The organism is Acetivibrio saccincola (assembly GCF_002844395.1).
In the GTDB taxonomy this organism is placed as follows: Bacteria; Bacillota; Clostridia; order Acetivibrionales; family Acetivibrionaceae; genus Herbivorax; species Herbivorax saccincola.
The window spans coordinates 3500993-3514734 of the sequence record NZ_CP025197.1 but is presented as its reverse complement, the minus strand read 5'-3'; the positions used below and the strand labels follow the sequence as shown (position 1 = coordinate 3514734).

Sequence of the window (13742 nt, the reverse complement as noted above, 5' to 3'; positions counted from 1 at the left end):
AGGATTTTTATGTTGGAGCAAAAAATGCTGGAGAAAAAAGTATGGGCCGTTGTAGGCGTAAGTCAAAATCCTGAGAAATATGGAAACATGATTTATAAAAAACTAAAGAGATATGGGTATAAGGTATACCCTGTAAACCCCAATTACCAGACTATAGAGGGGGACAAATGCTATAGCAGCCTTTCACAGCTTCCGGAAAAGCCGGATGTTGTAAATATGGTTGTTTCCCCTAATATAGGGAAATCAGTAATTGAAGAGGCGGCAGACTTAGGAGTTGAATATATATGGCTTCAGCCAGGGACTCATAATGAGGAAATTGTAAAATTAATAGATAAAAAGGGTATGAATGCTGTTAAGGCATGTGTCCTCATGTCCTTGAAATAAGCCAGGTTCCCTTACAAGCAACCTTATTACAGGTTCCTCCCTTACAGGCAGAGGTTTAAACCGGCTTAAATTCTAATAAGCGGGAAAAATGTCTGAAAACTCAATTTTTATAGAGTCTATAATTCTGTCGTTGTTTTCACGCCTGCAATTTTTCCGGGGTGTGGTACTGCCTTTTTTAATTGGAATTTTTATCAGAAAATCACTTCCTTTATTGAGGATGCTGTTTACTTCAATGGTGCCGCCGTGAAGCTCAACAAATGATTTTACAATTGAAAGTCCTATCCCGCTTCCTTCAATTCCTGTTGTAAGGGAGTTTTTTATTTGCTGGTATCTTTTAAATATATTATTTATTCTTTTTTTAGGAATACCTATGCCGGTATCAGATACCTTTATTACGAAAGAATCTTTTTCCTGGTATACGTTTACAGAAATTTTCCCCCCGGGTTCTGTATACTTAATTGCATTTGACAAAAGGTTAAGTAGTACCCTGTCGAATTTTTCAATATCCACGCTGGCAATAATTTCTTCTGCTGAAGTATCAAATTCTAAATATAGGTTTTTTTGCTCTACATAAGGTACCACAGACTGGGTTATTTCTTCAACCAGGTATACTATATTGCAGCTTGTAGTGTTTATTTTTATATAGCCGGATTCTATACGGCTGATGTCTAATATGTTGTTTATTAGCCTCAAAAGCCTATAACAGTTTTGTTTTATAATGAAGAATTGTCTTGCGGAATATCTCTTTTCAGTAACAACCTGTGAGTTTTTCTGATCTATAAGCTGAATAGCACCTAATATTACAGTTAAGGGTGTTTTGAGCTCATGGGAAATATTATAAAAGAACTCGCTTTTTTCTGCACATAGTTTTTCAGTTTCCTTGCCAATGGAAGAAAGCTTTTTTATGCATTTGTTTTTCTTCTCTATTTCTTGTTTGTGCAGTTCAATTAATTTCTTTTTCTCCTCTTCAAACTTTTGTATTAGTGCCTTTTTCTTTTTATTCATATTGCAAAAAACAACCAATACAAAGAGAAAAAAACTAATGTTTAGCACCAGTAAGAGACAAAATTTATCAGAAACAGACAAAGGCAGAAAGGATTTTATTGCATAGACAATGGATTTTTCAAAAGGCGTTAAAAAACTTGCAGAGATTATGTTTATAGCAATTAAAAAGGTAAATATGAATATTGCAAATACTTTTACAGGTCTAGACAAACTAATTTTGTTACCCAAGAGACATCAACCCTTCTCATAATATTTAAATTAATGAATTAAATTACACAAACATAATGTCATAACATAAGTTACATATGTTAGTTAGTAGGACATAAAATGTCATAAACATTTTATACAAAATTTCTCAATATGTAAATAGATTTTTGTATTACCCATAAATTTTTTTTGAAAAAAAGAAGAAACTTTAGCAAATACCTTTATAAATTATGATATTAATATTATAATTTATATATACATTGATTTTAATTAATTCATTTAATTATAGGAGGTTTTTTAATGGCTGGGCATTCTAAGTGGTCAAATATTAAACGTAAGAAAGAAAAGACAGATGCGAAGAGAGGAAAGATTTTTACCAAATTAGGCAGGGAGATTGCTATTGCAGTTAAAAGTGGAGGACCTGACCCAGAAGTAAATCCTAAGCTCAGGGATGTTATAGCCAAGGCCAAAAGTGCAAATATGCCTAATGATACAATTATGAGAAGTATAAAAAAGGCTTCCGGAGATGCAGAAGGGGAAAGCTATGAAGAAGTTGTATATGAAGGCTATGGCCCGGGAGGGGTAGCTGTTATTGTAGAATCTGCTACGGACAACAGAAACAGGACTGCTGCAGATGTAAGGCATTATTTTGATAAATTTGGCGGGAATTTAGGGACTACCGGCTGTGTATCCTTTATGTTTGATAAAAAAGGATTGATACTTATAGATAAGTCCACTGTTGAAAGTGAAGATGATTTAATGATGGAAGCACTAGAAGCAGGGGCAGAAGATTTTAATGCGGAAGAAGAATATTATGAGATAATAACAGACCCTAGTGATTTTTCTAAAGTGAGGGAAGCACTTGAAAAGAGTCAGGTTAAATTTATATCTGCTGATTTGGAAATGATTCCTCAGACTACAACTAAGCTTACAGATGAGAAGCAAATTGAAATGATGAAAAAACTTATTGACAATTTAGAGGATTTAGACGATGTTCAAAATGTTTACCATAATTGGGAAATACCAGAAGAAGAGTAAAAAACGGAGGGGTTTAAAAAGTACCCCTCCGTTTATAAGATATGCTCTTTTTGTGATGTTATGCTTATTCTCTTGCAGGTTCTGCCTCCCTGAACAACAGGCTTATGGTGTAAAGCCCGGAAAGCCCCACTATTGAATATATAATTCTTGATAATAATGTGCCCATTCCAAGTAAAGTTGACACTTCATAAACTAAATTATAATCCAGTAATCCTATCAGGAGCCAGTTTATTGCGCCTATAATAACAAGAACAAGTGCTACTCTGTCTAGGGCTGTTCTGTTCATAACGACAACTCCTTTTGTTTTAAAAAACTGTGTTACGATATATTATTCTCTCCTTATAATTATTCTTAATTCATAGAAAAAAAGATTTATTTTTCCTACGATTGCCACATGAAACATAAGTTTTTAAATTAAGTTTTTAGATGCTTCATATTTTTATTGATACTTTATGTTCAGCCAACCGGTATTTTAATTAAAAGAAGGTTAGCTGACGCATGTCAGATAACCTTCTTTTGACTTTTTTTAAAAACTTTTTCTTCGAAAAAAATACAATTGGATTTTACCGAGGCTGAGTTTTTGCTGACAATATCAAGTGTACACTTGCCGTCTACCTGGTGGATACAGTTTGAAGAGCAGTTTATCGTTGTCATAATTACACTCCTGATAAAAGGGTTTTAGTGTGTAAAATATTTTATATGTTAGTATTGTTCCACAAAATTTAAAAATATATAAAGTTAAATAAAGTTATAAATAATATATTGCTCCAAGGCAATATATTTCTCTAAGATATGAAATGGGGCCGTTGCTTTGCAACAGCCCATTTATCTGAATAACTAATAATTTCATAAAGAAATTATTAGTTAGTAGCACTTTTATAAATGCTGTATTTTATTGCATCATAAAAAAATTTTATTGCATCATAAAAAAATTACTGTACAATAATTTATATATGGCATATATTTATATATTATGTAAGAAAGAAAGGACAGGAATCTTGTCCCATTAAAAAATATAAATTATTTTTATTTGGAAATTATTTAAAAATGCATTATAAAGCAGGAGACAGAAGGGTTATGAATTTTTTGGACATTCCTAATTTACCTGAAAAAAAAGTAAACCTGGTACTGGTTGATGGCAGGATAGGACAAGATATAGAAGAGAAACTTATGTCGCTTAAAATTAATTACATAAAAACAAAGCCTTTAGATTCTTTATATCCAGCCATTTCATATCATCCGGATATTTTTTTTCACCATTTAGAAAAGAATATTATTGTATATGCGCCGGGGGTATGTAAAGAAATTTTAAAAAAATTACATAGTTTAGGGTTTGAGCTTTTGGAGGGAAAAAGCCGCTTAACTTCAAAATATCCCGGAAACATTTGTTATAACGGTGCAAGGGTGGGGAAATATTTTTTCCACAATACAAAATATACAGATAGTGTTATACTGGAGCATTTAAAGAAGAAGGATATAGAAATTGTTCATGTTAATCAAGGGTACACTAAGTGTTCAGTATCAGTTGTTAATGAAAATTCAATAATAACCATGGACAGGGGAATTGCAAAAATTGCTGAAAAAAAAGGACTTGATGTACTGTTAATTGAAGAAGAGGATAGAATTGTCCTTGAAGGCTTAGACAAAGGATTTATTGGTGGAAGCACTTTTCTTATTGACAAATATAAATGGGCAATTTGTGGAGATATTGAAAAATTAAAGACAGAAAAAAAGATACGGGATTTTCTTGATAAAAAAGGAATGGAAATTGTTAGCCTTGGAAATGAAAATTCTGTGGATGTTGGCTCTGTAATACCTCTTTTGACAGGTTAAAACATACATATTATCATCTTATAAAGACACACTTATATTGGAACTTACAATTTCTTTTTGCATATAATGAACATATAACATGGTGATATATGCTTTAAAAAAATATGGTAAAGATTGCATATAACCCTTACTGCATACAACAAATTGCAAAGACATATACTATGTTTGAAGGGATGTGAAGTTGATGCAGTTTCTTTGTATTGAGGCTGGAGAGAGTTCAGAAGATATAAAAGATTATATAAATAGAGAATTAAATAAATTTGATATAGATTGTTTTATTGAAAATGTTGTTAATTCTGAAGGGAAAATAACCGTTAAATGTAAAATTGATTTGTCTAAAATAGAAGAAGAAAGGCAACACATAATTTTTGATGAAATAAAAGCAGGTATTTCCAGTGCATTAGCAGATTATATAATTAAAGAATATGAAGAAAAATTAATATACAGGATAATAAACAACAATTACTGCTATTTTAATTCGTTGGAGAAAAAAGAAATATTTAGAATTGCGGTAAGTACAATAAAAAATAGTGAAAAAAGCTTTTTAAACAGCTTATTTCAAATAAGAAGGAGAAATATCATCATACGAAAATTATTAGACTACTACCAGGGAGCTAATGATTTAATTTTAGATGGTTTTGTTAATTTCAGACTAAAGGAATATATAAAAGACTTAGAAGAAATAGTGGATAAAGCTGTAGATGATTTTTTAATGGAAAGAGAGTACAGGGAATTTATTCGGTTATTAAGGTATTTTGTGGACATTCAGGAGCCAAAATTCAACACTATACATGTAATTGCAGGGTATGATGATAAATATATTCTTTTAGATGAAAATAAAAGGGAAATTACAAATGAATGCATACAGGAGTTTATGAATGATATTTCCAGTGAAGAAATAAAATATGATGATCTGCTTGTAAGTTCCCTTATTACTATGGCACCTAGGAAAATAATGATTCACGGTGCTAAAAATTTTAAAAATAAAGAACTGTTAGAGACAATAAAGAATGTTTTTTGGGAAAAGACCTTTATATGTGCAGGTTGTGAACTATGCATTGTAAATATGGTAAGAAATGAAGAAAAGGTATAAATGAAGAAAAGGTATAGTGTATGATTTTAAAAAAAATCAGATTTTTTGTAACATATGTATTGACAATTATTTATCTAATGATACAATATATTGTGGAACACAATATATTGTATTGTTTTATCTAAAAAACTACACTATGTTGATATTGCTTTTAAGTGGACACGCCATGAAGCTATCTTGGGGAAAAACAGCATGAAGCTATACAGGAGGCAGACATCATAATTTTATATATCAATTTCTTTCTACTTAAGATAAAAAACTTAAAAGCAAAAGATAATTACAGTAAAAAACAAAAGATAATATTTTTAGGTAAATAGAAAAAAGAGAGTATTGACCTACTCTCTTTTTCCCTTTTAGAATAGTGTTATAATATTAAAAAATGGTATAATGTTATATAGGGATTATTTTTAAATAAAGTTTTTTATTTTATAGAGTTTATTTATATAGAGTTTATATAATGTTATATAGAGGTTATTTTAAAAGGTTGGAGGTATAGTTTTGAATGTTGTTGGTTTTATAGGACCAAGTGGGACCGGTAAAAGCCATAGGGCTGTCTGGGTGGCTAAGGAAAGAGGTATTGATTTTATTATAGATGATGGTCTTTTAATAAGGGGAACGCAGATAATAGCAGGAACTTCCGCTAAAAAGGAAAAAACCAAAGTGGGTTCCATTAAGCGTGCCCTGTTTACAGATGATGAACATGCAAAAGAGGTAAAGGCTGCCCTTGAACAATATAAGCCTAAATCCCTTCTTATTTTGGGCACATCTGACGGGATGGTTGAAAAAATTGCCCAGCGCCTGGGGTATAGTGTAAATGAAAAAGTCTATATTCATGAAATTGCCACAGAGTTTGAAATAAAGCAGGCTCTTACAACAAGAAAAGAGCAGGGGAAGCATGTTATTCCGGTGCCAACCTTTGAAATAAAAAAGGACTTCTCCGGGTACTTCCTTGACCCTCTGCAGATATTCAGAAGAAAGGGAAAGGGAAGTTTCCAGCTGGTGGGGGAAAAGTCTGTTGTAAGGCCTACATTTAGCTATATGGGAAACTATACAATTTCAGATTATACAATATATCAGATTGTGGAATATGTTACTTCAAGTATAGAAGGGGTAAATAAGATATCCCGTTTCAGGGCGGAAAATCATTCTGACGGGATTTATATTGAAATGGACCTGGTGCTTGTTTATGGATACAAGATAAGACCTCTTTTAAGGGAAGTACAAAAAAGGGTTATTGATGAGGTGGAAAAGCTTACAGCCATAAATATTAAAAGACTAAATCTTCTTGCCAAAAGCCTTGTTGTAGATACTAAAAAACAGGAAGCCAAAAAACAGGAAGCTAAGAGACAAGAACTGAAAAAACAGGAAGCTAAGAGACAAGAACTGAAAAATCAGGAAGCTAAGAGACAAGAACTGAAAAATCAGGAAGCTGAGAAACAAGAGCTTCAAAAGCAAGAGCCCAAAAAAAAAGAACTTAATAAAAAGCAAAAGTCCAAAAAGCAAAGGTCCCAAAAATAGCTATTTGAATATAATTATTTTAAATTAGAGTAGCCTACAAGCTTTTGTATGCTTCTTAAAAGTGCATCCTTTGAGTTTTTCCAAGGTGCATCATTATAGCGGTAGTCAAATTTTTTGGTAAACCAGTTGACTTCTTCTTGTATACGCTCCATATTTTCAATCTGGATGGACATAAGTTTATTTATAAAAATAGCTGTTTCTTTTGGAGCAAGGTATTTTTTTGTACCTTCGAGAAGAAGCTTTAAGTGCTTTAAGCAAAAACCTTTTTGATTGTCAAACATATTTTTAAAATCCTCTTCTTTAAAATACAAATACAATATTACATCTACATACCTGTCCATGGTTTTGTTTAATCTATTGCAAATTGTACATGAGCTGTTTAAGTCATCTAATTTTTCTATAAGGGCATCCACAAATTTTTTAGATTCTGTCTGTTTGGATATGATTTTTCCGGATAAGTTTTTTATCATGGATATTTCAGAATCTCTTCTTAAAACCTCTTCATTTTCACTATACATTTTTTTTAAAATACTATTTTGTTCACAAAGGAGGGTATCAACAATGAGTCCTAAGCCTAACCTATTTGCCTGTGTGTTGTACAGCATTTCAAAATGCTTTTGGCAAAAGCCTTCTTTATTGGTTTGTATCCTTCCTTCAGGTTCCATTAAAAAAGGACCTAAAATGTATTCAACATTTTCATCTTCTAATTTTTTCTCTAAAATGCACATGGGGCATTCACAGTCATTTTTAAATGCATCTGTAACGGGTATGGTATAAATTTTTTCTTTCATAAACAAATTCCTTTCTAAAAGTTATTATTAATTTAAATTATAACAGAAAAACAGGGTATTATATATATAATAATTAAAAACAGGGAACAAAATAAATCAAGGGGAAGTAATATGAAATATAAGGGTTGTGTGGAATATAAGGGGTACAAAATAATACCGGGAGACAATAAAGTTTTAATAGAAGGCGTAAAAGATTTTAATCTTACCCATACCTTTGAATGCGGGCAGTGTTTTAGGTGGGTTAGGCAAATAGACGGGAGTTATACGGGAGTTGCAAAAGGACGGGTTGTAAATGTAAGTTTTAATAAAGAAAGGCTTCAAATATACAATTCCAATGTGGAGGATTTTATAAATATCTGGTATCATTACTTTGACTTAGGGACAGATTATTCAGAAATTAAAAAAAACATAGTTAATGATAAAATAATGGAAAAAGCCGTAGAATTTGGATGGGGTATAAGGATTTTAAAACAGGATTTGTGGGAAACACTGGTTTCATTTATTATTTCCGCCAATAATAGAATACCCAGGATAATGAAATCGGTGGATACATTAGCCCGGCTTTACGGAAAAGAAGTTTATCTGGGGGTAAAAAAATATTATACATTCCCGGAGGCTGAAGAGATAGCCAACTCTACCCTTGAAAGCTTAGAAGTCTGTAAAGCAGGTTTTAGGTGTAAATATGTGCACGGAACTTCAAAGATGGTGAGCAGTGGAAGTATAAATTTGGGAAATATTAAAAAAATGAATACTGATGATGCCAGGGAGTATTTAATGGAACTTCCGGGAGTAGGTCCTAAGGTAGCGGACTGTGTTTTACTTTACAGCGGTACTAAAAGGGATGTATTTCCCACAGATGTATGGGTTAAGAGGGTGATGGAGGAACTTTATTTCAAGAAAAAAACAGCCTTAAAAGATATTCAAAAAATGGCCAAAGAAAGGTTTGGGGTTCTTTCTGGATTTGCCCAGCAATACTTGTTTTATTATGCCCGGGAAAATAAAATTGGGGTGTAAAATTTAAATTATAAAGTTTTATAATAAAGTTGAATTTTTAAGAAATCAAAAGCCTAACATTAATTTACTTAGTATAAAAGCTTTAAACTGTATTTTCGGTTATTTGAAATTAGGGTGGGTATAATGATATAATGTCATTAAGTTGATTAGATAGGTTTTTGCCTGAAATGTACGAAGTAAACTATAATTTTGAACCTACATTTGACATAAGGGAGTCCGGAGTTTAAAAACGTATGCCAGGCCTTAAGCTAAAGCCGGATTATGCTTTAAAGCATAGGTCACGGCAAGGGAAGGCAGAAATTTTTAACAGGACACCCACCTAGTTGCGGCTAGGTGTCAAAATATAGTGAAACGGCATTTTGGGTTACATTTAATAAAAGAAAGCCTCCTAAATATTTGGCGGCTTTCTTTTCCTTATGTGCTGTTATGCATTTTTTTGTATAATAATTAAACTCATGTCTCAATAATTTTTACTCATGTCTTTTCAAGGTTTTTATATACCTTTAAACTTAGTGAAATTACATTGCTTTAGCCGGTATGACAGCGTCAATAATACCATAAATCAAAGCACCTATTACAGCACCCCAGAAGTCAACTTCAAATCCTGAGACAAAAAATTGTGTAGCATAGATTATCGCTGCTGCCAGTATAAAACCTGTAATTCCTTTTCCAAAGGGTGTTGCGTCCAAACCAAATATTCTTGTTACCAGGTAGTCCAGCGCTGCCAAAACGATTGCACTTACTACAAGAGGTAAGAGTCCTGATATTGAAAGGCCTTTAGTTACATAAGATGTAATTGCAAAAACAACGCTTCCTACAATCACTCTTATTATAAAATGCGTAATATTAAAAGTTTCTGTCCGTGCATTGTTTAAATCTGCCACAAAATCACTTCCTTTCAAAGGCTAAATAATTATAAAAGCTTAAAAAATATCAGCTTTTATCAATATTATTATTTATAAATATTATTATAATTATTCAAATTGCAAAGAATATATATACCTTGCACAAATAGCAATATTTAAATATGATAATAACTGTGGTGGTTTTTTAAAATAAAAAAGCGATGAGAGGAGAAGGTGGAAAATGGTAAAAGTTAGATTTGCTCCCAGCCCTACAGGACATTTACATATAGGTGGAGCCAGGACGGCATTATTTAATTATTTATTTGCCAAAAAACACAACGGTAAATTTTTAGTGCGTATAGAGGATACTGATTTAGTAAGGTCTTCTGTTGAATCAGAGCGGGTTATAATAAATGATTTGAAGTGGCTTGGTATTAACTGGGATGAAGGTATAGATGCAGGTGGTGAAAACGGCCCTTACAGGTCTACAGAAAGAAGAGAGATATACAAAAAATATGTAGATAAACTTTTAGAAGAGGACAAGGCATATTACTGCTACTGCACCCAGGAGGAGCTGGAAGAAGAGAGAAAGCGCCTTGAAGAAGCAAATTCAGATATGCTTGGGTATTCCGGCAAGTGCAGCAATCTTACAGAAGAACAAATAAAAAAATATGAGGCTGAAGGCAGAAAACCTACCATCAGGCTAAGAGTTCCTAAGGATCAGATTATAGAAATAGACGACATAGTAAGAGGTCATGTGGAATTTGACAGCAACGGGGTAGGGGATTTTATAATTGTAAAGTCTGACGGTATCCCTGTTTATAATTTTGCAGTTGTAGTTGATGATTACCTTATGGGAATAACCCATGTAATAAGGGCGGAGGAACACCTTTCAAACACCCCGCGGCAAATATTGATATATGACGCTTTAGGTTTTAAAAAGCCTCAGTTTGCCCACGTATCATTGATATTAGGGCATGACAGGACCAAAATGAGTAAAAGGCATGGGGCTACATGGGTTGAGCAGTACAGGGACTTAGGGTATTTGCCGGAAGCCATTGTAAATTTCCTTGCCCTTATGGGATGGTCTCCGGAAACTGAAGAAGAGTTTTTTACCATTGATGAGCTTATATCTCAGTTTTCTCTTGAGAGGGTATCAAAAAACCCGGCGGTTTTTGACAATGAAAAGCTCAACTGGATGAATTCACAGTATATAAAAAATGCGTCCTTAGAGAGAATAACCGATATGGCTATACCTCACCTTAAAAAGGCAGGTTTTATTGGTGAAGAAGTTGACGGTGAGACGTATGAATGGATTAAAAAGATGGTAAAAGCTGTAAAACATAGTTTGGATTATGTGGCGCAAATAACGGAAAAGGTAAAAATATTTTTTAATGATGAAATATCCCCTGAAAATGATGAAACCCTGGAGGTGTTAAAGGGTGAGCAAGTTCCACAGCTGATGGATGCATTAATTTCTAAAGTCAATGAAGCAGACGTTATAGATGAGGAATTTGGAAAGAGCGTATTTAAAACAATTGGAAAGGAAACAGGAATAAAGGGGAAAAATTTATTTATGCCTATCCGTGTTATGCTTACAGGACAAATGCACGGACCGGAGCTGTATGACATAATATCAGTTTTAGGAAAGGAAAAAATCATTAAGCGCATAAACTGGATAAGAGAAAACTACCTGTAAAGGGTTTTATCTATTTACTTTACACTATGATTTTGATAAAATGATAAAAAAATTTTGATTAATTAGGGGCACTTTTTGGTAGATATAATTATAGTATAATAGGAGTATTTTAAAAAGAATATCCGGCTAATTATATTAATTTAAAATGAGTTGGAATGTGAGAGGTTTTATTTATGTTTAAGCAATTAATTGAAGATGCAAAATCTATTGCCGAAAGGGATCCTGCAGCAAAGGGTATTTTAGAAGTTATTTTGCTGTATTCAGGGTTTCATGCAGTGTGTCTTCATAGAATAGCCCACTGGTTTTACTGTAAAAAGCTATTTTTCATTGCCCGTTTGATTTCCCAGATCAACAGGTTTTTGACCGGCGTAGAAATACATCCGGGGGCAAAAATAGGGAAAGGGCTTTTTATCGACCACGGAATGGGTATTGTTATAGGGGAGACTGCTGAAATTGGTGATAATTGTACTATATACCATAATGCCACTCTTGGCGGTACCGGAAAGGATAAGGGAAAAAGGCACCCTACAGTGGGTAATAATGTTCTTATAAGCACGGGAGCTAAGATATTAGGTCCATTTAAAGTAGGGGACAATGCAAGGATAGGGGCTAATTCTGTGGTTTTAGAAGAAGTGGAGCCTAATACTACAGTGGTAGGTGTGCCGGGGAGGGCAGTGAAGAGAGGGGACCAGAGAATTGCACCTTCAGTTGAACTTGACCAGATAAATATAGGTGACCCTATCGCCCAGGAATTGTGCAAGCTTATTGCCAGGATGGAAAGAATGGAGAAGCTTTTGGAAAAACATGGGATAAAAATGGAAGACGAAAAGGTTGATTTGTCTAAGGATATATTAAAAAAAGCGTGCAAAGATAGGAAGGAGACAGGTAATGAAGATATACAACACTCTAACTAGAAAAAAAGAAGATTTTAAGCCTCTTGATGAAAAGGAAGTTAAAATGTATTCCTGCGGACCAACAGTATATAATTATTTTCATATTGGAAATGCAAGACCCTTTATTATATTTGACACTTTGAGAAGGTATCTTGAGTACAAAGGGTACAAGGTCAAATTTGTCCAGAACTTTACAGATATTGATGATAAGATGATAAAGAGGGCAAGTGAAGAGGGAGTAGAGGTATATGAACTTGCCCAAAAATACATTGATGAATATTTTAAAGATGCAAAGGGTCTTGGCATCAGGGAAGCTACCATTCATCCTAAGGCTACTGAAAATATAGATGCAATAATAGACATTATAAAGAAACTTGAAGAAAAAGGATTTGCGTACAATGTGGACGGGGATGTGTATTTTAGCACCAGGAAATTTAAGGAGTATGGAAAATTATCTCACCAGTCAATAGAAGATTTGGAAGTTGGTTCTAGGGTAGAAGTTGACTCTAAAAAGAGGGACGCCTTAGACTTTGTGTTGTGGAAAAAACACAAGCCAGGGGAGCCCTGTTGGGAAAGTCCCTGGGGGAAAGGCAGACCGGGATGGCATATAGAGTGCTCTGCAATGGCAAACAAGTATTTAGGAGAGACAATTGATATACATAGCGGGGGACAGGATTTGATATTTCCACACCATGAAAATGAGATTGCCCAGAGTGAAGCTGCCCATGGGAAGCCTTTTGCAAGGTACTGGATGCACAACGGTTTTATAAATGTGGACAATGAAAAAATGTCCAAGTCCAAAGGAAACTTTTTTACTGTAAGGGATATCGTAGAAGAATTTGACTATGAAGTAATAAGGTTTTTTATGCTTTCTGCCCACTACAGAAGTCCCATAAATTTTAGCAGGAAGCTTTTAGAACAGGCTGAAAGCGGGCTGGACAGAATTTATACTTGTATTGAAAATTTAGAGTATTTAATGGAAAATGCAGATAAATCAGAAATTACTGATGAGGAAAAAGAAGTAGCAAAAAAACTTGACGGTTTAAAAGGAAAATTTATAGAAGCCATGGATGATGACTTAAATACTGCAGATGCAATTGCTGCAATTTTTGATATAGTGAAAGAAAGCAATACAAATATTAATGCTGGTTCGTCCAAGGGGATAATTGAAAAAGCACTGTCTCTTTTAAGGGAACTGGGAGAAGTTTTGGGAATAGGTTTAAAGAAGAAGGAGAAAAAACTCGATAAAGAAATACAAGAACTTATTGAAAGAAGGCAGCAGGCAAGAAAGGAAAAGAACTGGAAGAAAGCTGACGAAATCAGGGACAAGTTAAAAGAAATGGGAATAACATTACAAGATACCCATCAGGGAGTAAAAGTGATTTATGACAAACGGTAAATATTTACTTGAAAGCATTGATG

At 33.4% G+C, this 13742-nt stretch carries 13 protein-coding genes, 1 other RNA gene and 1 pseudogene; 11 read left to right on the top strand and 4 right to left on the bottom strand.

What is annotated here, in order from left to right:
• Positions 1-9: 9 nt before the first annotated feature.
• Positions 10-384, top strand: coding sequence for a CoA-binding protein (locus tag HVS_RS15785; protein ID WP_101303852.1), 375 nt, complete (start codon positions 10-12; stop codon positions 382-384).
• 72 nt (positions 385-456) lie between these two features.
• Here HVS_RS15785 and HVS_RS15780 read toward each other — a convergent pair whose 3' ends face one another.
• Positions 457-1617: a sensor histidine kinase gene (locus HVS_RS15780; RefSeq protein ID WP_242971612.1), complete on the bottom strand. Its 1161-nt coding sequence runs from the start codon at positions 1615-1617 to the stop codon at positions 457-459.
• 279 nt (positions 1618-1896) lie between these two features.
• On the opposite strand from HVS_RS15780, the gene HVS_RS15775 reads away from it, so the two are divergent.
• Positions 1897-2634, top strand: coding sequence for a YebC/PmpR family DNA-binding transcriptional regulator (locus tag HVS_RS15775; protein ID WP_101303850.1), 738 nt, complete (start codon positions 1897-1899; stop codon positions 2632-2634).
• Positions 2635-2698: 64 nt separating this feature from the next.
• On the opposite strand, the gene HVS_RS15770 is transcribed toward HVS_RS15775, so the two are convergent.
• Positions 2699-2920, bottom strand: a complete 222-nt coding sequence (locus tag HVS_RS15770) for a DUF378 domain-containing protein (protein ID WP_101303849.1) — start codon at positions 2918-2920, stop codon at positions 2699-2701.
• Positions 2921-3190: 270 nt separating this feature from the next.
• Here HVS_RS15770 and HVS_RS17590 point away from each other — a divergent pair, with 270 nt between their 5' ends.
• The 4 genes and pseudogenes from HVS_RS17590 to HVS_RS15750 form a co-directional block, all read left to right on the top strand.
• Positions 3191-3316: a hypothetical protein gene (locus tag HVS_RS17590; protein WP_278278665.1), complete on the top strand. Its 126-nt coding sequence runs from the start codon at positions 3191-3193 to the stop codon at positions 3314-3316.
• Positions 3317-3681: 365 nt separating this feature from the next.
• On the top strand, positions 3682-4467 hold the full coding sequence (locus tag HVS_RS15760) for a DUF6873 family GME fold protein (protein WP_242971611.1): 786 nt from the start codon (positions 3682-3684) through the stop codon (positions 4465-4467).
• A gap of 184 nt (positions 4468-4651) precedes the next feature.
• On the top strand, positions 4652-5560 hold the full coding sequence (gene ytxC / locus HVS_RS15755; RefSeq protein ID WP_101303843.1) for a putative sporulation protein YtxC: 909 nt from the start codon (positions 4652-4654) through the stop codon (positions 5558-5560).
• Between the two features lie 498 nt (positions 5561-6058).
• Positions 6059-6877: pseudogene (locus HVS_RS15750) on the top strand (Asp23/Gls24 family envelope stress response protein); the annotation flags it as partial.
• Between the two features lie 215 nt (positions 6878-7092).
• Here the strand turns inward: HVS_RS15750 and HVS_RS15745 are convergent.
• Positions 7093-7869, bottom strand: a complete 777-nt coding sequence (locus HVS_RS15745; RefSeq protein WP_101303841.1) for a DUF6062 family protein — start codon at positions 7867-7869, stop codon at positions 7093-7095.
• Positions 7870-7980: 111 nt separating this feature from the next.
• Between HVS_RS15745 and HVS_RS15740 the strand changes: the two genes are divergently transcribed.
• Both HVS_RS15740 and ssrS read left to right on the top strand, forming a co-directional pair.
• A complete protein-coding gene (locus tag HVS_RS15740; RefSeq protein WP_169926548.1) occupies positions 7981-8883 on the top strand; it encodes a DNA-3-methyladenine glycosylase family protein in 903 nt (300 codons plus the stop codon).
• 156 nt (positions 8884-9039) lie between these two features.
• A non-coding RNA gene (ssrS, locus tag HVS_RS15735) (6S RNA) lies at positions 9040-9253 on the top strand.
• A gap of 148 nt (positions 9254-9401) precedes the next feature.
• Here ssrS and HVS_RS15730 read toward each other — a convergent pair.
• Positions 9402-9785, bottom strand: coding sequence for a phage holin family protein (locus HVS_RS15730; RefSeq protein ID WP_242971610.1), 384 nt, complete (start codon positions 9783-9785; stop codon positions 9402-9404).
• Between the two features lie 184 nt (positions 9786-9969).
• Here HVS_RS15730 and gltX point away from each other — a divergent pair, with 184 nt between their 5' ends.
• From gltX to cysS, 3 genes are all read left to right on the top strand, one after another.
• Positions 9970-11427, top strand: coding sequence for a glutamate--tRNA ligase (gene gltX / locus HVS_RS15725; RefSeq protein WP_101303837.1), 1458 nt, complete (start codon positions 9970-9972; stop codon positions 11425-11427).
• 173 nt (positions 11428-11600) lie between these two features.
• Complete coding sequence (gene epsC / locus HVS_RS15720) at positions 11601-12341, top strand: serine O-acetyltransferase EpsC (RefSeq protein WP_101303835.1); 741 nt, start codon at positions 11601-11603, stop codon at positions 12339-12341.
• A complete protein-coding gene (cysS, locus tag HVS_RS15715; RefSeq protein ID WP_101303833.1) occupies positions 12316-13719 on the top strand; it encodes a cysteine--tRNA ligase in 1404 nt (467 codons plus the stop codon). The genes epsC and cysS overlap by 26 nt, the downstream gene beginning before the upstream one ends.
• Positions 13720-13742 lie beyond the last annotated feature (23 nt).